Source organism: Streptomyces sp. NBC_01381, from assembly GCF_026340305.1.
Lineage (GTDB): Bacteria > Actinomycetota > Actinomycetes > Streptomycetales > Streptomycetaceae > Streptomyces.
Map to the genome: position 1 here is coordinate 61382 of NZ_JAPEPI010000005.1, position 22924 is coordinate 84305.

Annotated in this window: 11 protein-coding genes and 1 pseudogene; 4 read left to right on the forward strand and 8 right to left on the reverse strand. The window is 69.4% G+C overall.

Features of this window, described 5'->3' with window-relative positions:
* Nucleotides 1-12 precede the first annotated feature (12 nt).
* Complete coding sequence (locus OG453_RS43820; protein ID WP_266874409.1) at nt 13-8214, reverse strand: type I polyketide synthase; 8202 nt, start codon at nt 8212-8214, stop codon at nt 13-15.
* Between the two features lie 195 nt (nt 8215-8409).
* A complete protein-coding gene (locus OG453_RS43825; RefSeq protein WP_266874410.1) occupies nt 8410-9444 on the reverse strand; it encodes a ketoacyl-ACP synthase III family protein in 1035 nt (344 codons plus the stop codon).
* Between the two features lie 287 nt (nt 9445-9731).
* Here OG453_RS43825 and OG453_RS43830 point away from each other — a divergent pair, with 287 nt between their 5' ends.
* Complete coding sequence (locus OG453_RS43830; RefSeq protein WP_266874411.1) at nt 9732-10889, forward strand: acyl-CoA dehydrogenase family protein; 1158 nt, start codon at nt 9732-9734, stop codon at nt 10887-10889.
* A gap of 292 nt (nt 10890-11181) precedes the next feature.
* Nucleotides 11182-11478 (forward strand): hypothetical protein, encoded by a 297-nt coding sequence (locus OG453_RS43835; protein WP_266874412.1) that lies wholly within the window; start codon nt 11182-11184, stop codon nt 11476-11478.
* Here OG453_RS43835 and OG453_RS43840 read toward each other — a convergent pair.
* The 4 genes from OG453_RS43840 to OG453_RS43855 form a co-directional block, all read right to left on the reverse strand.
* Nucleotides 11475-14828: a type 2 lanthipeptide synthetase LanM family protein gene (locus tag OG453_RS43840; RefSeq protein ID WP_266874413.1), complete on the reverse strand. Its 3354-nt coding sequence runs from the start codon at nt 14826-14828 to the stop codon at nt 11475-11477. The genes OG453_RS43835 and OG453_RS43840 overlap by 4 nt on opposite strands.
* Before the next feature lie 76 nt (nt 14829-14904).
* Nucleotides 14905-15051, reverse strand: a complete 147-nt coding sequence (locus tag OG453_RS43845; RefSeq protein ID WP_266874414.1) for a hypothetical protein — start codon at nt 15049-15051, stop codon at nt 14905-14907.
* Between the two features lie 136 nt (nt 15052-15187).
* Nucleotides 15188-15958 (reverse strand): SDR family NAD(P)-dependent oxidoreductase, encoded by a 771-nt coding sequence (locus OG453_RS43850; RefSeq protein WP_266874415.1) that lies wholly within the window; start codon nt 15956-15958, stop codon nt 15188-15190.
* Between the two features lie 3 nt (nt 15959-15961).
* Complete coding sequence (locus tag OG453_RS43855) at nt 15962-17335, reverse strand: NAD(P)/FAD-dependent oxidoreductase (protein WP_266874416.1); 1374 nt, start codon at nt 17333-17335, stop codon at nt 15962-15964.
* 254 nt (nt 17336-17589) lie between these two features.
* Between OG453_RS43855 and OG453_RS43860 the strand changes: the two genes are divergently transcribed.
* Entirely contained in the window at nt 17590-19194 is a 1605-nt protein-coding gene (locus tag OG453_RS43860) for an aspartate aminotransferase family protein (protein ID WP_266874417.1), read from the forward strand.
* 157 nt (nt 19195-19351) lie between these two features.
* Here the strand turns inward: OG453_RS43860 and OG453_RS43865 are convergent, their stop codons facing one another.
* The gene (locus tag OG453_RS43865) at nt 19352-20110 is read right to left on the reverse strand and encodes a transposase family protein (RefSeq protein ID WP_266874418.1); all 759 of its coding nucleotides are present in this window, start codon (nt 20108-20110) and stop codon (nt 19352-19354) included.
* 131 nt (nt 20111-20241) lie between these two features.
* Between OG453_RS43865 and OG453_RS43870 the strand changes: the two are divergent.
* Nucleotides 20242-20400 (forward strand): annotated as a pseudogene (locus tag OG453_RS43870) (SDR family oxidoreductase); the annotation flags it as partial.
* A 1192-nt stretch (nt 20401-21592) separates the two neighbouring features.
* On the opposite strand, the gene OG453_RS43875 reads toward OG453_RS43870, so the two are convergent.
* Nucleotides 21593-22783, reverse strand: coding sequence for an MAB_1171c family putative transporter (locus OG453_RS43875; RefSeq protein ID WP_323178753.1), 1191 nt, complete (start codon nt 22781-22783; stop codon nt 21593-21595).
* Between the last annotated feature and the right edge of the window lie 141 nt (nt 22784-22924).

Sequence of the window (22924 nt, forward strand, 5' to 3'; positions counted from 1 at the left end):
GCCGATGCGCGGCTACTCGGCCCCGTCGACCAGCGCGAAGAGCTCTTCGTCGCTGGCGGAATCGAGGTCTTCGTCCAGCCCGGCCCCGGTCAGTTCCAAGAGCCGCTGCAGCTGTTCGGTGATCTGCCGCCGCAGCGCGTCGTCCTGCCCGACGCCGCGGATACGCCCCTCCAACTCGCCCAGGTGTGAGAGCACGGTGTCCGGGGCGTCCGCTCCTCGCGTGGCCCGGGTCATCTGGCCGATCCGGTCGGCCAGTTGCCCGTCCAGGAACCCGGCCAGTGCACCGACCGAGGGATAGTCGAAGACGACCGTGTTCGCGAACCGCACTCCGCTCACCTTGTTCAACCGGTTCCGCAACTCCACCGCGCTCAGCGAATCGAACCCCAACTCCTGGAAGGCGCGGTCCGCTTCGATCTCCCGCGGGTCCTCATGACCCAGGATGTCGGCCACCTCTTCCTGCACCAGGTCCACAAGTGCCCGCTTCCGCTCGTCCTCGTGGAGGCCCGCCAACCGCTGGAGGAGCGGGGACACCGGAGCGCTGTCGAGGGTGGTGAGCGGCGTGGGGGGTGTGGGGGTGTGCTGGACGGTGAGTTGTTGGTTGAGGAAGCCTGTCAGTGCGTCGACGGAGGGGTAGTCGAAGACGACGGTGTTGGCCAGGTGCAGTCCGCTCAGTGCGTTGAGGCGGTTGCGTAGTTCGACTGCGTTGAGGGAGTCGAAGCCCAGTTCCTGGAAGGCACGGTCGGTTTCGACTTCGCGTGGGTCCTCATGGCCCAGGATGTCGGCCACGACGCCGCGCACCAGATCGGTCAGGGACCGTTCACGCTCGTCGGGGGTCAGGCCCGCCAGCCGCGCGGTCAGTGAGTCGGCTTGCGTGCCGGGTTCGGCGGCGGCGGTGGTGGTGGTGCGTCGTCGGCGTGTTGTGGGTGTCAGTGCCTGGAGCAGTGCGGGCAGGTCGTCGCCGCGTTGGTGAAGGGCGCGGGTGTCGATGCCGGTCAGGGCCACCACCGGTTCGTCCGCCGCCAGGGCTGCGTCGAACAGGGTCATGGCCTGCGAGGACGGCATCGCTTTCAGTCCCATGCGGTTCAGTCGTCGCAGGTCGGTGTCGCTCAGGTCGCCGCTGATGCCGCTGGATTCCTCCCACAGTCCCCAGGCCATGGACACGGCGGGCAGTTCCTGGGCCCGGCGCATGGAGGCGAGTGCGTCCAGGAAGGTGTTGCCTGCTGCGTAGTTGGCCTGGCCTGGTGTGCCGAACAGGCCGGCCAGTGAGGAGTACAGGACGAAGGCCTTCAGGTCGAGCTCGCGGGTCAGCTCGTGCAGGTTCCAGGCGCCGTCGACCTTGGGCCGCAGTACCCGCTCCAGTTGTTCCTGGCTCATTTCGGACAGCAGGCCGTCCTCGGCGACACCTGCCGTGTGCACGACGCCTGTCAGCGGGTGGTCTGCGGGCACACGCGCCAGCGCGTCGGAAAGCGCCCCACGATCGGCGACGTCGCAGGCGGCGAGGGTGACCTGTGCGCCGAGTTCTTGAAGTTCGGCGCGCAACTGCGGTGCTCCGGGGGAGGTTTCGCCGCTGCGGCTGAGCAGCAGCAGGGACTGCACCTTGTGTTCGGTCACGAGGTGGCGGGCCACGATGGCGCCCAGGGTGCCGGTGGCGCCGGTGATCAGGACGGTGCCCTCGCCCCAGTCGGGACCCGCGCCGGTTGCGGCGGCGGGCACCAGGCGTGGCGCCAGCAACTGCCCCTGGCGCACGGCAACCTGTTCGTGCGTGGAGCCCGCGATGGTCCGCAGGAGTCCGGCCACCTCGTCGGGGCCGGCCTGGGCCGGGCTTTCCTCCAGGTCGGCCAGGATGATCCGGCCGGGATGCTCCGATTGTGCCGAGCGCAGCAGTCCCCACACCGTGGCGCCCGCCAGGTCGGTTACGCCCTCGCCGTTGACCGCGTCCAGCGCGCCCCGTGTCACCACGATCAGCCGCGAGTCCTCGAACCGGGCATCGCCCAGCCACGTCCGCAGCCATTGCAGAACCCCGCCCACCACACCACGCACCCCACCAGCAACGTCCGCATCGGTGCTGTGCGGTACCTGGAGGACGGTCGTGCCGACATCCTCGGGCAGGCGATCAGTGATGAACACCAGCTTCTCGGGCTCTTCGCCGGGCTCCGGAGTGGGGACCGGCTGCCACTCCACGGCGTGCAGGGTGGCACCCTCTGCGTCGAACTGGCCGGTGAACTGCTGCCGGGGTACCGGACGCATCGTCAGCGCCCGAACTTCTGCTACGGGAGAGCCGTGCTGGTCGGCAATCGCGATGGCGGTGGTGTCGCTGCCCGCGGTCGTGAGCCGGACGCGCAGGCCCGTGAGGCCGTCGGTGTTCCAGAAGGTGGCGCCGTGCCAGTCGAAGGGCAGCCGTAGAAGCTCTCCGGCCTCGAGCTGCTCGGACGCCGTGACGACCAGAGGCTGGATCGCGGCATCGAGCAGCGCCGGATGGATCGCGAAGTCGCTTGATGCATCGCGGAGTTGATCGGGCAGGCGGACCTCCGCGTACAGCTCCTCTCCGCGCTGCCACAGGCCCCGGAGCCCCTGGAACGCGGGGCCGTACTCGTATCCGAGCCCGGCCAGGCGGGCGTAGATGCCCTCCAGCGGGACCTCGGCGGCGTGCTGCGGCGGCCAGTTGCGCAGGGGTTCGAAGGTGTCCGGCTCCGGGGCAGTGCCCGCGGGGGCGAGGCTGCCGCTCGCGTAGCGGGCCCACAGGGCGGTGTTCTCGTCATCCGAGTCGGCGGGTTGTGCGTGGACGGAGAAGGCCCTGATGCCGTCCTGGTCAGGTGCCTGGACGATGATCTGGAGCCGGACGGCCTTCCCCTTGAGCAGGCGCAGGGGCGCCTCCAGCGTCAGCTGTTCCACGCCGGCCGCCCCGGTGCGGGCTGCCGCTGCCGCGCCGAGTTCGAGGAACGCGGTCGCCGGGAGGATCACGTTGCCGTCGATCGTGTGGTCGGCGAGCCAGGGGTGGTCATCGGAACTGACACGGCCGCTGAGGACCGTCTCGTCTCGGCCGGCGAGATCGACCACCGTGTCCAGCAGCGGGTGCCGGGACGCGTCGGCCCCGGTGGCGTGCCCGGCCGTCCGCTGCGCGGAGGTCAGCCAGTAGCGGCTGTGCCGGAAGGCATAGGTGGGCAGGTCGACGCGGGCCGCTCCGGGGAAGAACGCGGCGAGGTCGACGTGCGCGCCGTGGACGCTGGCCTGGGCCAGGCCCGCGCCGAGCACGTCGGTCTCGGGATGCCGGGCACGCAGCAAGGGCACGGCGGTCATGCCGCCTTCGCCCTGACCGTTTCGGATCATTCCGGTGAGTACGGCGTCGGGGCCGACCTCGAGGCACAGACCGACGCCCTCGTCCTCCAGGGTCTGTATGGCGTCGTGGAAGCGGACGGTGTTGCGGAGTTGGTTGACCCAGTAGTCGGGTGTGGTCAGTTCGTCGGGGGTGGTGAGTGTGCCGGTGAGGGTGGAGATGAGGGGGATGGTGGGGTTGTTGAGGTTGAGGGTGGTGAGGGTTTGGCGGTATTCGTCGAGGGCTGTGTCCATGTGGGGGGAGTGGAAGGCGTGGCTGACGCGGAGGTGTGTGGTGCGCCAGCCGCGTTGTTGCCATTGGTGGTTGAGGTGGTTGAGGGTTTTGGTGTCGCCGGAGACGACGGTGGCCTGGGGTCCGTTGACTGCGGCGATGTCGATGCCGGTCAGGCCGGTGAGGTCGTGGAGGATGTCTTTTTCGGGGGCTGCGACGGCGATCATGGTGCCGTCGTTGCGGGCTGCGGCCATGAGGCGGCCGCGGGTGGTGACGAGGGTGGCGGCGTCTTTGAGGGACATGACTCCGGCGATGTGGGCTGCGGTGATTTCGCCGATGGAGTGGCCGGTGACGTAGTCGGGGCGTATTCCCCAGTTTTCCAGGGTTCGGTAGAGGGCTACTTCGATGGCGAAGAGTGCGGGCTGGGTGTATTCGGTGCGGTCCAGCAGGTCTGCGTCCGGGTCTGTCTCGGTTGCGAACATGATGTCGCGCAGGGGACGGTCCAGCAGTGGGTCGAGGTGTTTGCACACGTCGTTGAGTGCGGAGGCGAACTGGGGTATGTGGGCGGCGAGTTCACGGCCCATGCCCAGCCGCTGCGCACCCTGACCCGAGAACACGAACGCGGTGCTGACGGGCCCGGGCGCGTGACCCGTGATCACCTCCGGGTGCGAGGTACCGGCGGCCAGGGTCTCCAGTCGTTCCAGGAAGTCGGCCCTACTCCTGCCCAGGACCACGGCCCGGTGCTCGAAGGTGCTCCGGGTCGCGGCGAGCGAGTGGCCGATGTCGGCGGGGGACAGGCCGGGGCGGGCGGCGAGATCGAGCAACCGGCGGGCCTGCGCGCGCAAACCGTCGGCACTGCGGGCGGACAGTGCCCAGGGGAGGGGCAGCAGCGGGCTGTCGGTCTCACCCGCTGTTGCTCCTTCGGCCCTGCCGGACTCGGACGCGTCGGACTCGGACGCGTCGGACTCGGACGCGTCGGACTCGGACGCGTCCGACTTGGAGTCGTCGGTCTTTGACGCGTCGGTCTTTGGGGCGGGCCCGTGTGCGGCGCTCTTGGCCGCCTCCAGGATCACGTGTGCGTTGGTGCCGCTGATGCCGAAGGAGGAGACGGCGGCGCGGGCGGGGCGCTCGCCGGTGTGGGGCCATGGCTGTGCTTCGAGGAGGAGTTGCATGGCGGCGGTGTCCCAGTCGATGTGGGGGGTGGGTTCATCGACGTGGAGGGTGCGGGGCAGGGTGCCGTGCCGCATGGCCTGCACCATTTTGATGACTCCGCCGACGCCGGCGGCGGCCTGGCTGTGGCCGATGTTCGATTTCAGGGAGCCGAGGTAGAGGGGGCGGTCCTTGGCGCGGTTGTGGCCGTAGGTGGCCTGCAGGGCCTGTGCTTCGATGGGGTCGCCCAGGCGTGTTCCTGTGCCGTGTGCCTCGACTGCGTCGATGTCGCCGGGGTTGAGTCCGGCGTCGGCCAGGGCGTCGCGGATGACCCGTTCCTGTGAGGGGCCGTTGGGTGCGGTGAGGCCGTTGGACGCGCCGTCCTGGTTCACGGCCGAGCCCCGCAGCACTCCCAGTACGTCGTGGCCCAGTCGTTGTGCGTCCGAGAGGCGTTCCAGCAGCAGAACTCCCGCGCCTTCGGCCCAGCCCGTGCCGTCCGCGGCCGCCGCGAAGGACTTGCACCGGCCGTCGGCCGCCAGACCCCGCTGCCGCGAGAACTCCACGAACATGCCGGGCGTCGCCATGACGGTCACGCCGCCGGCCAGCGCCAGGCCGGACTCCTGCGTGCGCAGGGAGCGCATGGCTGTGTGCAGTGCCACGAGAGATGAGGAGCAAGCCGTGTCGATGGTGAGGGCGGGTCCGGTCAGTCCGAGTTGATAAGAGATGCGCCCGGAGATGATGCTGGCCGTGCTCCCGGTCAGTACGTGCCCTTCGATCTCCTGCGATGCTTCGTGCATGCGAGGGCCGTAGTCGGTGGCCATGGCACCGATGAACACGCCGGTGGGAGTTCCGTGCAGGGTGCGTGGATCGAGCTTCGCCCGTTCGACGGCCTCCCAGGCCGTCTCAAGGACCAGCCGCTGCTGCGGGTCCATCGCCAGCGCGTCACGGGGTGAGATCCCGAAGAACGCGGCATCGAAGTCGCCTGCGTCGTGCAGGAATCCGCCGCTCTGTGTGTAGCTGCGCCCGGAGCTGGCCGGGTCCGGGTCGTAGAGGTCTTCGCCCCAGCCCCGGTTCGTGGGGAAGGAAGAGATGACGTCGCGTCCCTCGGCCACGAGCTGCCACAGGTCCTCCGGCGAGGTCACTCCGCCGGGATACCGGCAGGCCATGCCGATGATGGCGATGGGTTCGTCCTGCCGGACGCGGCGGGGGGCCCTTCCCGGGTTCGCCGGTGTGTGGCTTGGCTTCCTGGTGACTCCGTTGCCCAGGTCCTCCAGATAGCCCGCCACCGCCTCGGGAGTGGGGTGGTCGTACAGCAAAGTGGCGGGCAGCTGCAGGCCGGTCGCCTGGGCGAGCTGGTTGGTCACGGCCAGGGCGGACTGCGAGTCGAAGCCGAGGTCCTTGAACGACACGTTCTTCTCGGCGAGGCCGAGCTGCTCGTCGTCGAGGACGGCGGTGGCGTGGGCGAGGACGAGCCGTATCAGTTCCTTGCTGTCCCGCCGCGCGCCGGCCGTGGCGGTGCCCCCTGCTGAGGGGGCAGCGTCCGGAGCCGCCGGGGCAGCTTTGGGGCCCGGACCCGGCGTCCCGGGCCGGCTGCGCGCAAAGGCGTAGGTCGGCAGGTCGACGCGTTGCGCGCCACTGCCGTCGAAGGCGGTTCGCCAGTCGACGGCCACGCCCTTCACGTAGGCCTCGGCCAGGGAGGTCGTCAGCCTGCGCCAGGCGGGCTCGGCATCTCGCAGGGACCCGATGACGGCGCACGATCGGTCCGTGTCCGCCGCGGCCCGCATCAGTTCGCCGGTCAGTACCGGATGGTGCGAGATCTCCACGAAGACGGTGCTGCCGTCGTCAAGTACTGCACGGACAGCTTCCTGGAGGCCGTCTGCGGAGACCAGACGGCAGGGTACGGAGCCGTCGTCGGGCGACAGGTGCACAGGGTGCCGGGACGCGGAGGTGACCGCGCGCACGGCGTCGCGCAGCGAGAGCGATCCCGCGACGTAGGCGGCGGCCACGGCCGCGCCGGTCTCTCCCACGATCTGGTGGGGGGCCACACCGTAGGAGCGCCACACCTCGGCGAGCGACACCGTGTGCGCGAATCGCACGGCCCGTGCGACCTCGGGGGAGTCGGCCGGTGAGGGGCCCTGGGTGCCTCGGACCACCTCGGTGAGGTGCCAGTCGGTGAACTCGGCCATCGCGTCGGCGCATTCGGCCATGCGTGCGGCGAAGACCGGTGAGGCCTCGCACAGTTCGGCTGCCGACTCCGCCAGGCGGGAGCTGCCGGTGCTGTCCGAGGCGTCAGGGAAGACGAAGACGGTTCGCACGCGGTCCGGGTCGGTGACGGGTCCGGCGAAGGTGTGTCCGTCGGCCACCTCCCGCAGCGAGGCCAGCAGTTCTTCCCGGCTGCCGCCGACGGCGACGGCGCGGTGGGAGAACGTGGTGCGTCCGGTGGCCAGGGAGCAGCCGATGTCTTGTGGGCGCACGGCTTGGTCGTCCTCGACCCGGGCGAGCAGCGCGGCTGCCTGGCGGCGCAGGGCCGAGGGGGTACGGCCCGACAGGGGCCAGGGGACCACGGCGGGCGTGCCGGCGTCCACGGCCGGGGCCTGGCCGAGGGGCGGGGCCTGCTCGATGATGTGCCGGATGGCTCGGCCGTCGGCCGAGGTGCCGATGCCGGCGGTCGCCGCGTGGTCCGCGTGGTCGTGACGGGGCGGCTGCCCGTGGTGGCGCATGCTCAGCAACGCCTTGAGGAGACCGGTGATGCCGGCCGCGGGGTCGTCGTCCTCGCAGGTGACGCTGTCGGCGATCACTGCGTGGATGCGGTCGCCGTCCGCCCGGGCGAGGCTCAGGGGCTTGAGCGCGACGACCGCGGCGCCCTGGCCGCCGAGGGCGTCGGGTGCAGGGGTGTCGTCGCCGGGGCGGGGCGCGCCGTCCGGTGGCGGGTGCACGAGCGCCCCCGCCACGAGTGCGGTGGTGATCTCGCCGCTGCGCAGGCTCTCGCAGGCCCGGTGGAGGGCGGCCGACGAGGAGGACGCGCCCCGGTCGATGGCCAGGCTCGGGCCGGAAAGCCCCAGGCCGTGGGAGATCCGGGCCGCGCTTGCGTCCTGGGGCCCGCCGACGAACACCCCGGCCGGGGTGCCGTGCAGTGCGGCGGGGACGACGGCGGCGTCCTCCAGCGCTTCCCAGGCCAGTTCGAGCAGAAGCCGCTGACGCGGGTCGAGGGCTTCGGCCTCGCTCGCGGAGAGCCCGAAAAACTCTGCGTCGAACTGGTCTGCTGCACCGGTGTCGGTGTCCCCGCCCTCCTTGGAGCCCTCCTGAGGAATGTCGCTGCTCACGAGGCGCCAGAAAGCCGTGAGGTCAGTCGCGTTCGGCGCCCAGCACGACATACCGACGACCGCGATCCGATCCACCTGAAGTTCGCCGCCAGACGGTTCTGTAAACACTGATTTCTCCCACCGGAATGAGGCCCTCCGAAATAACTTCTCCGCACCGGTGAAAACCCTAATCAGGAACAACCATGCGCCGGTAACCATGTGTTCTGCCGTACGCGAGGAGCGACCTGTTACCAGCCTCTTCCCGCACTGCACGGGGTGGCCTGCATGACGATTGCGCAGACGACCCCGTCAATGAACTTCCGTAACCTCAGGCCGCGCGAGAAGAACAGGGAACTCTCTCTGCCGGGCCCCTGCGCACGACCGAAGGCGGACGGTCCTCGGTTCCCTGCGCTGCTACGGGTTGTCCCACGAAGGGGTCCGCCGGATCTCCACCACGGCGCACGACCAGGTGAACCCGGCTCCGATGCCCGCCAGGAGGATCCGTTGCCCCGGCTTGGCGCTGCCTGACTCGGTGAGATAGGCGAGGCCCGCGAACTGGTCGCCGGCGCCGAGATGCCCCACGGTCCTTCCCCAGGACCACGTGGTCGCGGACGGGTCCAGGCTCCACGGCCGCAGGAACGTCTGCGTGAGGCGGCGGCGTCCGAAGTGCGGCAGCACGAACCAGTCGATGTCGGACAGCTCGCATCCAGCCTCGTTGAGTGCTCGCTTGAGGACCTCCGACTGGCCCGCCCGCACGCGCGCGACGCTGTAGGAGACGCCCACCTTGTTGATGAAGGCCTGCTTGGTCGCCTCCAGGTCCATGGGCTGCCGGACCTCGAACGGCTCCGCTCCGAACGGGTCGTCGCCCCGGTGCATCTCCTCCAGTTCCGGCTCGGAGACGGTGCACAGGCTGCGCAGCTGCGCAAAACCGGGCCGGCGGGACAGGACGAGCGCCGTGCCCGCGTCGCCGTACACGGTGCCCGGGTCGCCGTTCCAGCGGTCGAAGCCCGGCTCGCAGAACCGGTCGCCCGTGGTGAGCAGGGCCGAGCTGGTGCGCAGGCCGCCGTTGAGCATGCCGGCGGCCAGTTCCATGGCCGCCATGCCGCCGTTGGAGAGCTGGCGCACCTCTATGGCGGGGCAGCGGTTGCCCACCGCTTCACGCTGGATGTAGGAGACCGGGGCCCACAGGTCGTGCCCCTGGTAGTAGACATCGGCGTGCAGGATCAGGTCGACGTCCAGGGGGACGGTCCCGGAGCGCCGCAGCGCCGTGCGTGCGGCCTCGGCCGCCATGGCCGGCGCGGACACACCGTCCGAGACGGCGATGGAGGCCAGGTCCGTGTGCCGTGCGAGCCTCTCGTCGAAGTCGCCGCGTTCCACGGCATCTGCGACTGTGACCCGCCCGGGTATGTGGACGCCGAGTCCGGTGATGTACAAGTCATCGAACCTCATCAGCCCGTGTCTCCTTTCTGCTCCCGATACGCCCTGGGTCTCAAACTCCAACATCCGCCGGTCCACGGCATGGTGACCGGGGACCGGCGGATGTGTGCGGTTTCGCGCGCTGGGCCGGCGAGGCGGATCACGCCGTGACGGCCGTTGAATTCATAGTGGCCAGAAGACCTGGAAACAGGATGGAGGATAAATGGAGAAGGATGCTCTCCGTCTGGTAATTGCGCAGTAATCGGCGCGGGTTCCGCAAGGGTGCTCGCGCGATGGGCGAGCGGCGATAGATTGCCTTAATGGAACCTCAAGACCTGGAGATTCTCCGACAGTTCGTCAAAAGCCAAATCGGCGGTGAAGACACGCAGTTGGACTCCCTGTCGGAGAAACCTCGCCAGCTGTATGAGGACTTCCGTGCGACGGGGCTTGCCAACTGGTGGCTGCCCGAGGAGTCCGGGGGCCGCGGGTTCTCCCTCGAGGACGGGGTCGAGATCGTCAACGAGATCGCGTACGGCGATGCCGGCGTGGCCTTCACGCTGCTCGTGTCGATCCTCGGCAGCACCGTGGTCCGGCTCTACGGATCGGACGACCTCAAGGCCCGTTACCTGGAGCCCATGGCGAGCGGCGGAACGTTCTGCGCCGCGCTGGGCAGTGAACGCGACGCGGGAAGCGAGCTGAACAGGATCGGGACGGTTGCCGCGCGGTCGGGGAACGATCTCGTCCTGACCGGCGAGAAGTTCTTCGCCACCAACGCGGACTTCGCCGACTTCCTGCTCGTCATCGCCAAGGCCGCCGACGATCCGGATGAGTACCTCGCGGTCGTGGTCCCGAGGGACGCGCCAGGGATCGAGGTGGTCAAGCGCTGGGACGTCATCGGGCTGCGTGCCTCGCACACCTACTCGGTGAGGCTGGACAACTGTCGAGTGCCCGCCGCCAACCAGCTGTCCGGCTCCGGGCTGCGGCTCTTGGAGACCGGGCTCAACGCCAGCCGGACCCTCATCGCGGCCAGTGCGATCGGCATCGCCAGGCGGATACGTGATCACTGCATGACGTACGCGAAGGAGAAGCAGTTCCGCGGGGGCTCCCTTCTGGAAAGCCCGGTCCTGGCGCAGAAGCTGGGGCAGATGGAGATGCAGATCGACGTCATGAAGAGTCATTGCCTGAAGGCCGCCCGCGAGTACGACGAGATCATGGCAGGGCCCGATGCCGCCAAGGTGTTCTCCAGGAAGGGAACACTGAAGTCGGCGCTGACGGCGAAGATCTTCTGCGGCCAGGCGGGCTGGAGCATTGCGAGTGCGGGTTCCGAGATGTTCGGGGGACTTGGATACACGAGCGAGCTGCCGATCGGGAAGCTGCTCAGGGACATGCGTTATGTCTCGATCGTCGAGGGAGGCGACGAGGTGCTGCGTGAACTGCTGTTCAGCCGCTACGTGATACCCGTCTCGCGCCGCTCGTGAGAACGGTGCGGCCCCGGCCCGCCGCATGACACGGATCGGCGAGTTGAGCCGGAAGACCGGGGCGCCGGTGTCGACGGTCACGTACGACGTCCGGGAGGGGCTTGGGGCCCCGGGCGAGCGAGCGGCCCCGACCGGGCCGGCTTTGGCGAGACTCACGAGCGCCGCCTCCGGCTGATCCGCGCGCTCCTCGACGTCGGTGGCCTCAAGGCGGCCTCGATCGCGAGGTGCTGCACGCGGTGGACGACCCGGACACACCGGTGCACAGGTCCTCGGTGTTGCGGTCGGCAGCTGAATGACCGCAACGTCGCCGTCCAGGACCTGCCCCGCGCCCTTGCTGCCAGGGGACGGACCGGGCACGGTCCGTTCACGGAGCTGCTCGACGACCACGCTGACGCGGGCCGAACAGGGGGCCCACGCCGATCTCGGCTACGTGGCCGAGCGGGCCGCGGTCGAGGATCGGGCCGAGACGGTGGTCATGGGCACTGTCCTGGGCGAAGCGGTGTTCAGCGCCCTGCGCCGCCTCGCCCATGTCCACACGTCCGCCCGGCAGTTCGGCGACCGGGCGGACGCGGGCAAGGACCCGGGTTAGGCGGACGCGGGCCAGGACCCGGGCTGGCCAAGGCCCGCTGCGCCCTTCTCCACCTGCCGGACGTACGGCGCTGTTCGGGCCGCATGCTGGTTCAGCATGCCGGGGGGGTGCAGCAGCAGGGCCGAGGGCACGGCGTCCGGAGCGGTCAGCCGCAGCAGGTTGTAGCCGATGCCCGCAAGACCGGTGAACAGCCCCGGAACCTCGGCCCCGTCGGGGGAGCCGCACCGCCAGCCGTCGCGGTGCGCGCTCTGCAGGCACGCGTCCAACCGGTGGTCCAGTGTCCCCGGTTCCGAGAGGCCGTGCTGCTCGGCCAGCAGAAACAGCTCAAGGTTGCCCAGATCGCCGTGGCAGAGGCTGTGGTTGCCACGGCTCGGTGGGGTCACGCGCAGCGCGGCGGCCACGTCCAGCACCGCGTTCTCCCGCAACTCCGGTACGCCCATGAGGTCGAAGCGCGACAGGGCGAGGCCCGCCGCGCCGTGGCACCACGCCGAGCGGAACCGTTCGGCGGCCCCGTCACGAAGGTCCGGCCAGTTGCCCGCATCCGGGTCGAAGGCGGCTGCCTCATAGTCGAGTGCCCGGGCCGCCGCAGTGCGGTACCGCTCGTCGTGGACCAGGTTCGCGAGGCGTGACAGTGCCATGATGATGCCCGAAGTGCCGTGCGCGAGGCCGGTGATGGGCTCTTTGCTGTGCACGCTCTCATTGCGCCACGCGGCGCCGGCAGGCGTCGTCTCGGCGCGAGCGAGCAGATGGTCGCCGGCACGCCGCGCCGTGGCCAGCAAGCGCGGGTCGTCGTCGACGGCGAGCGCGCTCAGCAGCACCAGGACGCAACCGGCGCTGCCGCCGAAGACGTCCAGCTGCTCGTCGTGCGCGATGGCCTCGTCCAGCCGGGGCAGCAGGGCGTCCCGGACCGCTTCGTAGGATCCGGCCGGGCCGGGCAGCCGGCGCTCGTGACTCATCAGGAACAGTGCGCTCAGACCGGGAGCAAAGGCCCCCAGAGCCGGTGCGCCGTCGGCTGGTTGAGAGTGCGCGGCCCCTGGAGAGGTGACACGCCGCACGACGTCCGCGGCCACCAGGTCGGCGAAGTCCGCGTACCGCTGCCGGCCGCTGACGCGGCCCAGAGCCCGGAAGAACAGGCCGATCCCTGATGTGCCCGAATAGAGGTCGGCTCCCACCGGCTCGATGTCGCTCACGTCCGCGGCGACCGTGCGCGTCCCCAGCCACCCGACCCGGTCTCCTGTGACGGAGGCCAGCCGCATGAGCCGGTCACCGATCTTCTCCGCCTCCCTGAGCGCCTTGGCGGGCAGCGCGGCGCGGATGGCCGCAGCGTTTCCCGTACGCCCCTCGGAGCCGGCGGGGGCCCGGCGGCGGCTGTCAGGTGGACAGAGATCCGCGAAGGCCGCACCAATGATCCATTCTTGCCGCTCGCGGTCGTCCCGCCCCAGGCGGCGCAGGCGCTTTCGTACGAGATCCAGCGGCGCCTCGGCGAGAAACCTCGGTATCTTCCGGCCGTTGTCCAGCAACAAGTCCCGTGCGCCCGGGATCACTTGGAAGAAGGGGATGTCGCCGCTCAGCAGCGCGTCCAGTTCGCTGCGGACGATCATTTCCCGGTGCGGGGCTCCCTGCCAGCCCGAGCACAGGCGCGCCACGCTCTGCTCGCGGTCCAGCGCATCGCGGGCGAAGTCGGGATGGAAGCTCTCCGTGAGGACCTGGCCGTACACGTAGGTGGCGCGATGCAGATAGCGCACCGGGTGTCCGGCGAACCCGTCGATCAGCCCGCCCGGGGTGAGCAGTTCGTCGCGGTGCTCGCGCAGCCACTCGTACCCCAGGCGGAACCCTGTCAGGACGTCGTCGGTGAACCGGCCCGGGTTGATCAGGACTCCGTCGCGGGTGCGGGGGCGGTTGTCGGCGCCGGGGACCTGAACCTCCCGGCTGACCAGGCGGATCTTGTCCGTCCCCATGTCCTGGGGAACGAGGACGGGCACGAGCCAGGGCTGTCCGCCGGAGCCGTTGATGCCGCTCAGGTCGGTGTGCCTGGTGCGGCCCGACTCCTGGCCGATGAGCGTCTTCCCGGGGAGCAGGCCCGTGGTGAGGACCGACGTGCGCAGCACCTCCGCCGCCGGATCGGCCGTCGTGCGGGTGTCGGTGGCCCACACGGCCGCGCTGCCGCCGGCCGGGTGGAAGAGCGCTTCCAGGTCGATGAGCACAGGATGGGCGCCCGCGGCAATGAGGTTCTCGTGGTGCAGGTCCGTGCCGTTGAGGGCGTACACGAGGCAGAGCAGGGCCCCCAGGCGCCGGTAGAACTCCGCCGCCTCGTCCGGCGACGTGCACGGGGCCGGCTGCACCAGCTCGACCCACCCGTGGCCTTGCCGCTCCACCACCCGCGGAGTGCTCAGCGCCAGGCCACTGTCCTGGACGAAGCGGGCGATCAGGGCGTTGAAAGCGGTGTCCACGCCGAGGGAGCGGGGCTTGTAGATGACGGCGCTGCCATCGGCGAAGTCCACCCTGGCCACGCTTTGGCCGCCGTTGTGCGTATCGCCCTGCCCGAAGGCGACCGCACCGATGGCGGGTGTCTGCTCCTCGAACTGACGGCCCATCAGGGTATGGGTGACCTCGTGCAGGTCATCGCGGAGGTGGCGGGCGAACGTCAGGCGGGTCTTGACCCATTGCTCCATGACTTCGGTGACCCGGCGGGCCAGTACGGGGTACCGGGTCCAGAACTCCACCCGGTATCCGTCTGTGGTGAGCCGCTTGGTGAAGGACGCGAACCGCTCCTGTGCGGTGGCGCCGGCCAGCGAGTTCTGCTCGCGCGCCAGGTTGACCTCAAGGATCACGGTGGGGCCGAGCGTCATGTCGAGCTGCTGCAGGGGAACATCCGCACACAAGGCGTCGGCCAGCCCCTCGATCACCGCGATGGCGGGATCTGCCAGCAGTGCCTCCCGCAGTCTGGCGCGTGCGCGGCGCACGACCGGCTCGGCCAGGCGCATCAAGGGCGGCAGCGAGTCCGGCTGTTCGTCGCTCCCCTCGCCATACATTTCGTACGCCTCGGCGAACGGACTCACCCAGGGCGGGGGAAAGGCATCAGGCAGCCGGGCCGCCGTTTCGGCCGGCTCCTCGCTCAGAAGCCGCTGAAGCTGCTCGGGCTCAACTCCCACGGCCCGTAGGTTGTCCGCGAAGGATTCACCGCGGAAGGGGGCCATCTGCCGCCATCCGGCGAACCGATCACTGGCTGTGCCGGAACGCGGCACCGGCAAAGGCGCGCCCGGAAGGCGTTCGCCGACGTAGAGCGAGCGAGCCTCATCGGCGGTACTGGACAGCCGTGTGATGCGGCTCTTCTTCTGCGTCCCGGACATGACGATCTCCTTTCAGCGGACAGACCGCAGGCCCGGCGAGACCAGAGTGTCGCGCCGGGCCTGCGGTGAAGAAGTGTCAGCAGCAGTGCCAGTAGCTGATCGTGAGGGTCCTCACGGATCCGCTCTTGGCCTGTACCTCGGTGCGCTCGCCGGGAAGGTCGGAGATGAGGTCCACGGTGCCCGACGGGTGGTCTGCGTTCGCCTCGAGGATCTCGCCGTTCATGTCGTGATTCCTTTCGTCAGGTGAGCTTTCCTGTCCCGTCGGCCTCACGGGAGGCCGACGGAATTCCTGGGCGGTCCTTGGACGCTGATCGGCTGGTGACGCCTCAAGAGCGCCGACCCGTGGGCTTGTTACGAGCTCACAGGACCTTCTCCATGCCGCCGTCGATGAGGTAGTCGGCCCCGGTGATGTACGAGGCGGCGGACGAACCCAGGAAGACGATCAGGTTGGCGACCTCCTGTGCCGTGCCCCATCGCCCGGACGTGACGTGGGCCATGCCCGGGATCTCCCGCTCGAACTCCTCGAACGTCTCCATGCCCCATTCCTTGCTCAGCCGGGGCCCGTACTCGTCCCACAGAGGCGTCGTGATCAGCCCGGGAGAGACCGAGTTCACCCGGATTCCCCGCTCGCCGAGGTCGTCTGCCAGCCCCTTGGACCACGCCCGCAGAGCCGCCTTCGACGACGCATAGAAGTAGGGGCCCTGGCTCGGCCACCGGCCGACGCTGGAGGCGACGCTCACCACGGCCTCCCTGAGCTGCGGCACCAGCGCCCGGGTCACCCGGACCGCCGAGTTCAGGTTGAGGTCGAAGCCGCGCTGCCAGACCTCCTCGGTGAGCCCGTCGAGACCCGTGATCGGCATGCCGGCCAGCCCGCCGACCGCGTTGACCAGTACGTCGACGCCTTCCGGGAACTCCTCGGACGCCCGCCGGGCCAGCAGCTCGGCACCCTCCACGGTCGTCAGATCGCCTTCGAAGGTGAGGGCACCGCTCTCCTTGAGCTCCCTGGACACCTCCACGTCCGCACCCAGAACGCGCGCCCCCTCCGCCAGAAACGTGCGGACCACCGCAGCTCCGATGCCCCGGCCTGCCGCAGTCACCACGACCGACTTGCCTGCGTACGCCAGATCCATGGCTCAATTTCCCCTATCGGTTTCTGAATTGCCTTCTGTCCCGGAGCCGGCATGTGCCGGCCGACGGGTCAGCGTTTCGTGTACGCGCTCCTGGACCGCGGGATCCATGAGCGCGGTCGGCGGGTCGATCAGCCCGAAGACCCGCAGGCAGCTGAGGGCCAGCGACCCGTCAAGGGTGGCCGCGATCTGAGTCCGGCCCACGATGTCCAGCACCTGCAGCGTCTCCGGCGTCCGCTCGCCCTGGACCCCGGGAAAGCTGAGATCGCTGAGCAGCGTCATGCCCCAGACCGGATCGACGGCCTGCCCGGCGAGCCGCTGGAAGTACGCGCCCGCCTCCAGCCCCTCCCCTTCCTCCTGCAGATGGTCCTGAAGCGCCAGGGCCTGCAGGGCGGCGAACGCCATCCCCTGCCCGTAACGGGGATTGAGACTGCACACGGCGTCGCCGAGCAGCAGCAGCCCGCGGGGGAAGGAGCCCATCTGCTCATAGCGCCGCCGCAGGCTGGCCGGGAAGCGGTAGCGCCGCGCCTCGGTCAGCGGCTCGGAGACCTCCAGAATCTCGTGGATGTCCGGGGCCGCCAGCGACTTGGCGAAGGCATTGAAGCCCTCCACATCGGTCGGCGGGTGGTCCCCGAGCACGCCGTAGAGCGTCACCACCACGCGGTCACCCTCCACCCGCTGGCACGACCCCCCGCGCGGGGAGTCGGGAGAGGCGACGATGTTGATGCAGACATCCCCGGCGAAGGCGTCCGCCGGCGCCCGCACGACGCGGGTGGCGTACCCCACGTCGACCTTGAGCTTTTCCTCCTCGACCCGCCCGTAGCCGTGTTCCTCCAGCCACACCGGGGTGCGGGAGCCCCGCCCCGAGGCGTCCACGACGAGGTCGGCCGACAGTCTTTCGGCCCCGTCGGGCCCCAGGAGCACCCCGTCGACGACACTCCCGTCCCCGGAGAAGGACAGCCCGGCGACGTCCCGTCCACCGAGCACCGTCACGTGCGGGAGTGCTTCGACGCGGGCTCGCAGGTGGCGCTCCCTGAACGTACGGGAGCTGACCACGGTGGTCAGCCCGGAGTCGCCTTTGACCAGAGGGCTGCCGCCGATCACCCAGCGGACGTCGCGGGCGATGTCCCCGGCGTGGGCGCCGCCGGCCACCATCTCGTCACCGACACCGGGGAACCACCCCTCCGCGATCTGGTAGCCGCGGGCCAGGAAGTCATGCGCGTGTTCGCTCTGCGGAACCCCGCGCCGGTGCTCGTCGGCGGGATCGTCCCGCTCCACGACGGTCACCCGCCCATAGGCGTCGGCCAGCACCCGGGCCGCAAAGAGGCCGGCCGGACCGGCCCCCACGACGACCGCGTGGCCTTCTGCGCGTGATTTCATGGCGAGCCGCTCCTCGTAGTCGATGCGCGACCTTCCGAGTTTCTTTTTCAACAGTCGGAAGAACGCAGACCAAAGTAGGCGCACGCCGCCCACAGCACGCCCATCGCACGATCACCACCCGATGCGTGCACGGGATTACCGGCGTATTACCGGCTGCTGTTTCCCCGCCCGCCGACATTCTCTAGGCTCACGCAAACGTGGTGGCACAGCGGGGGAGGGGAGAGTATCCGCCTCCCCCCACCGGAGGAGAGATTATGGAATCGGCAGCAACGGAACCCGAGCTCACCGAACCGTACTTGGCCACCGTGCTGTCGAGTTCGGGCCTTGGTGTCGAATATGTGAGAGCCGAAGGCAACACGCTCTTCTACCTCGATACCGACGGCAATGAAATTGCGGTCACCGACTACTGCGGCGGATACGCGTCCTTGATCCTGGGCCACAACAATGCGGAGATCACGGCCCACGCGAAGTCCGTTCTGGACTCCGGGGTCCCGGTGTACGCCCAGTTCTCACGTCACCCCGTGGCCAACCGGCTCGCGGCAAAGCTCAACGAGATCCTCCGGCGCGAGACCGGAGACACCGAGCCCTACTTCGCGCACTTCGCCAGCACGGGCGCCGAGGCCATCGAAACGGCCGTCAAGCACGCGGAGTTCGACCGAGTGCTCAAGGTCTCGGCGCTGATGGGCGAGATCGAGGAGCATGTCGAGCAAGCACGGGACGCGGCGAGGGAGGGCCGCCTCACGGTGGCGGACTCCGCCTACCGCAAGGCCGCCGCGGGCGCACCGCCCAAGGCCGCCACCGGATCGCCGCAGGATGCCCTCGAGCACTTGGTGGGCGCCGTGGCCCGCCACAACGGCGAAGTGGCGGCCCGCCCGCCGGTGCTGCTGGCGCTGGAGGGATCGTTCCACGGGAAGCTGATGGGCAGCGTCCAACTCACCCACAACGACGGGTTCCGGTCGGCGTTCGGCGGACTGGGCACCCAGGCGCTCTTCCTCCCGCACGATCAGCCCGACGTACTCAAGAAGACCGTGGACGGGATACGGGCGCAGGCACGCGTCCTGGACGTGGTGGTCACCAACGGCGTCGCCGAAGTGGTGGAGCGCGACTTCCCCGCCTTCTGCGCCTTCCTGGTGGAGCCGATCCAGGGCGAAGGCGGCATCCGTCTGCTGGACCGGGACGCCGCGGCGCACATCCAGCGGGTGTCAGCCGAGGCGGACTGCCCGCTGCTGATCGACGAGATCCAGACGGGCCTGGGCCGCACCGGCGCCTTCTTCGCCAGCTCCCTGGTGGGACTGCGCGGTGACTACTACGCGCTGTCCAAGAGCCTGGGCGGCGGCATCGCCAAAAGCTCGGTCGTCCTGGTGCACCAGAAGCGCTACCGAGGGGAGTTCGAGCTGGTGCACAGCTCGACCTTCGCCAAGGACGGCTTCTCCACCGCCATCGCCCTCAAGGTGCTGGAGATGCTGGAGGCGGAGGACGGCGCGGCCTACCGGCAGGCCGTGGAGCGTGGCGAGATGCTGCGCGCGGCGCTCGACCGTGTGCGTGCCGACTACTCGGACGTCGTCAAGGAGACGCGAGGCAAGGGCCTGCTGCAGGGGCTGGAGTTCCACGACCAGTCCGGGTCCGGCTCCGCGATGATCAGCTCCGCCGCCGCGGGCGGGATCCTGGGGTACGTCGCTGCCGGCTTCCTGCTGCGGGCGCACCACATCAGGGTGCTGCCGACGGCCAGTGCGCCGAACACATTGCGGTTCGCTCCCTCCCTCTATCTGACAGAAGAGGAGACCGGCCGCCTGGAGACGGGACTGCGGGACCTGTGCGCCCTGTTGCGCGACCAGGACGAGCAGCGCCTGACGGGCTGACGGCACCCGGCGCCCCCGCCGCTGCCGTCCATGACACGCCGCCCGGCGCCCCCCTGCCGGGCGGCGTGTCGCCGTGCTCGCGCCAGTCGGCCGTGGAATGCGGACGTTCTTCGGTGAGCACGGATTGACCTAGTTAGTGAGTGAGCCTTTTCCAACCTCATACGGAAGTGGCGAGGTGGAGGGCGAGTATTGCCCGTATGAGGTCGGTGATCCAGGTGGTGCTGCACCGGATCTTGCGGAGGACGCGCCAGCTCTTCAGGGTGGACATGGCTTGTTCGCCGACGCACCGGATCTTGGCGTGGGTGGTGTTGTGACGCCGCTGCCATCGCTGGAGCTTCCGGCCTCGGATCGGTACGCGGATGTGGCGGCCGGCGCCCTGGTGGGCGCGGTCGGCCCAGCACTCCAATTCGGCCTCGGCCAGGGCCTCGACGAGTCCGTGGGCACGAGCCCCGGTCAGATCATGGGTGGATCCGGGCAGGGCCGGAGAAGCCCATATGAGACGGCCGAACAGATCGGTCAGCACCTGCACGTTCATGCCATGGCGCTTGTGTTTCCCCGAGTAGTACGGGCGGTCGACGGCGGTCCGGTCGATCGGCAACAGGGTGCCGTCCAGGATGACGAACGCCTTGTGCCGCACGGCCCCCACGGCATCGGTCAGCGTGGGCGCGAGGGTGGCGAGGACGTTGACGGCCTCTCGTATGTAGCGGTAGACCGTGGCGATCCCGACGCCGAATCCTGCGGCGAGTTGGGCGTAGGTGTCACCGCACCGCAGGTGTGCCGGCGTGAGCAGGGCCTGGCGTCCCGTAGAAAGACGTCGCCACCGCGTACCGACTTCCCCTCGCCGCGTAGCAAGTTGCCTGCTCAGGTATCGCAAAGTACGGCTCGACAGATCGATGGCGGACGGGTAGACAAGCACGCGAAGCTCCTGGCGGACAGGGTGATCTTGGTCGTGAACCCGTCTACCAGGAGCTTCGTCGTTCCGTACAGCCCTTCGCCACCAACGACTCTGCGCAGCCATCAGGTTGGAAAAGGCTCACTGACACCGGGATGCTGCGCCGGTCCCTGCCCTCGCGCCTCTTGGCGCGTGCGGTCCGCAACGCCGTGTTCGGCAGGCTCGGTACGGGCCAGGACATCGCCGGCGTCGTCGCCTTTTTGGCGGGCCCCGACGCGGGCTGGATCACCGGTGAGACCCTCTTGGCCACCGGGGCCTGTTGTGACTCCCTCGCCGGCGCGCACGGTGTCACATCGCCTCCGTGCGTGACAACACGGCCCGCTGCGCGGCCATCTGACTGCCCGTCACCGCACACCGCACGTCCCGTACAAAGCCTCGACTTCTGTTCCGCGAGGAGTCATGAGGCCATGGAACCGTCGACCGGCTCACCGCACCGCGAGCCGGACCCGCTGTCCCGGTGATGGGCACCCGGCCCGGCAGGTACATCGAGTCGGACTTCTTCCACACTCGGCACGGTGCTCGGCTCCCGGTCGGCGCAGATCGGGATCGGCCGCACAGCGCGCACCCTCCTCCACCGACACCTGACGGCCCGGTGTATGAACGCTGTGGGCGCGAAGACGCGAAGACGCGAAGACGCGAAGACGCGAGGGCTGGAGCGCGCCCCTGCTTTGCGCCGGGCGGCACTCCTCGAGGCCAGGCTCGGTGGCCGGGCATTCCAGAAGGGCCGGCACCCCTCTGCGCCGCCCCGCCGGGCTCCCAGGAGAAGGAGAGAGCGGGGGCGGGAGGTGCAGGCGCCGGGCGAGGGGGCCGGAGCGGGGCCCGCGACCGGCCAGCGCCGCGGCTTCAGCCGCATGGCGGGCCCGCACCGGAAAGACCGGTGCGGCATGCTCACACGAGCGAACTCGTCAGGTCGCGCCCCGAGTCGTGTCAGTCCGGATGGCCGGGCAGGGGGAAACACAGGTCATGGACGGTTTCTGCCCGTCTGGTCCTGCTCCAGCATGTGCGGGAGTTGCCCGAGGAGGGCGACGGTCGGCGTAGGTCCCTCGTGTGACGGGGCCGCCGTGCCTTCGGTGAATCGTGGCTGGCCACTGAGCGCGATGTCCTCGTAGATCCCCAATAGGCCAGTTCTCACACGGCTTCTCGCGCTCTTTTCCCTGGGTTGCTGTGTGTTGGTTGAGGCTGTCTGCCCCGATCCGGTCCTGCGTGACCGGTGTGGTCGGGGTGTGCCTTCGTCTGTTGGGCGGCATGGTCGTGCCTTGCCTGTGGTGGGGCTGTCGTTGTGGGTGTCGCTGTCTACTGCTTTGTGCCGTGCGGGTATGGGCAGTGCCGGCGGGGTGGGGGGGGTAACTGTCCCATGTCAGTGGGGTTTTGTGTGGTTGCCGTGTGCCGTCCGGGGCATCGGTTTTCCGGCTTGTTTGCCGGGGCTGGCTGGGTGGTAGGGCGGGTTCAGGTTGGTGTGTGTTGGTGGCTGAGGTGGGTGGCGAGTTTGCGTATGTGTGGTGATGTGTCGGCTTTGGCGACGTGGCAGAGGAAGGTGATTTCGCTGGGGAGGTCTGTGCCGCCGAGGAGGGGGGGAGCAGGGTTTGTGTGTAGTGGGGGTGTGCCTTTTGCTTTGGTGTGTCGTGCGATGCGCAGCCAGCAGGCGGTGACGTGGGGGTCGGTGTCGGCGGGGGGTGAGGTGGTGTGTGCCAGGTGTGTCAGGACGTCGTTCAGGACGGTTGGGGGGATGTAGCTGCGGAGGCTGAGGATGGCGTCGCGGATTTCGATCACTGTGCGGTAGAGGTGTAGGTCCAGGGGGTCAGGGGAGCGTAGGTAGCCGAGGCGGCGGTGTTGGTGGGTCTGTGCCAGGTGGATTTCGGGTACGGCGTTGATGAGGTCGCGCCACAGGGGCTGGAGTTTGCGCAGAAGCCGTATGCGCCGGAGCGTCAGTGCGGTTGCGGTCGCGAGGGGGACGCAGATCGCGCTCGCTCGGGCGAGGGCGTAGCACCCGAGCAGGAGTGGGGTGGTCGAGGGGATCCACGGGAGCCGGATCCCGATGTAGAGGGCGCTGAGCAGCCAGTAGGCACCGGCGAAGAACGCGCCGAGGCCGAAGAGCCGTAATCCGGCGCGCAGGGAGGGGTTGTGGCTGGCGCGGCTGTACCACCAGCAGGCGGCTGCGCACACGACGTTCGTGCCGAGGTTGACGGTCACGAGGACTGCCCAGTAGGCGGTGGTCGGTGAGGGCGGGCCGGCCGGGGGGATGGTGTGGTGCAGGTGTGAGTCTGCGGTGGTATCCAGCCAGGTGAGTGTGGCGATCACGGATCCGGCGAAGCCGTAGAGCGAGTAGGTGTGGCGGCCGCGGGCCGCCATGAGGACAAAGTCGAGCACGGCGGCGGAGGCGAGGACGCCGAACAGGTTTCGGGCCAGGGCGGTCAGGTGTGTGGGGGTGACGGCCTGGTGCACCAGCTCGTTGACCCATTCCAGGTGGAAGGTCACGGCAACGGCGGCGCCCATGACCGCTAACCACAGGGGGCGTTGCGCACGTGATCGCGCGGCGGTCGGTGCCCGTAAGATCACCGCCAGCCACATGCACGCGACGCCGGCTGTCTCCAGTTCGACGCCGAAGCTTCGAAGGTCGCTGAGTGTCACGGCCAGCATCGTTTCGGGGTGATGCCCAGAGCCCCGCCGAGAGCTCCGAGTGCGGGATTCGACGGCTCGGCGACCGGGTCATTCTGCGTGGTGAGGATGAGGCTCGCCATCATCTCGGCTTCGCGCTCTCGAGCATCCGAATACCCTGCT

Coding starts and splice junctions, on each gene's coding strand:
- OG453_RS43820 (WP_266874409.1), bottom strand. CDS start 8,214: ATGGTTACCGGCGCATGGTTGTTCCTGATTAGGGTTTTCACCGGTGCG.
- OG453_RS43825 (WP_266874410.1), bottom strand. CDS start 9,444: ATGAGGTTCGATGACTTGTACATCACCGGACTCGGCGTCCACATACCC.
- OG453_RS43830 (WP_266874411.1), top strand. CDS start 9,732: ATGGAACCTCAAGACCTGGAGATTCTCCGACAGTTCGTCAAAAGCCAA.
- OG453_RS43835 (WP_266874412.1), top strand. CDS start 11,182: ATGACCGCAACGTCGCCGTCCAGGACCTGCCCCGCGCCCTTGCTGCCA.
- OG453_RS43840 (WP_266874413.1), bottom strand. CDS start 14,828: ATGTCCGGGACGCAGAAGAAGAGCCGCATCACACGGCTGTCCAGTACC.
- OG453_RS43845 (WP_266874414.1), bottom strand. CDS start 15,051: ATGAACGGCGAGATCCTCGAGGCGAACGCAGACCACCCGTCGGGCACC.
- OG453_RS43850 (WP_266874415.1), bottom strand. CDS start 15,958: ATGGATCTGGCGTACGCAGGCAAGTCGGTCGTGGTGACTGCGGCAGGC.
- OG453_RS43855 (WP_266874416.1), bottom strand. CDS start 17,335: ATGAAATCACGCGCAGAAGGCCACGCGGTCGTCGTGGGGGCCGGTCCG.
- OG453_RS43860 (WP_266874417.1), top strand. CDS start 17,590: ATGGAATCGGCAGCAACGGAACCCGAGCTCACCGAACCGTACTTGGCC.
- OG453_RS43875 (WP_323178753.1), bottom strand. CDS start 22,783: ATGCTGGCCGTGACACTCAGCGACCTTCGAAGCTTCGGCGTCGAACTG.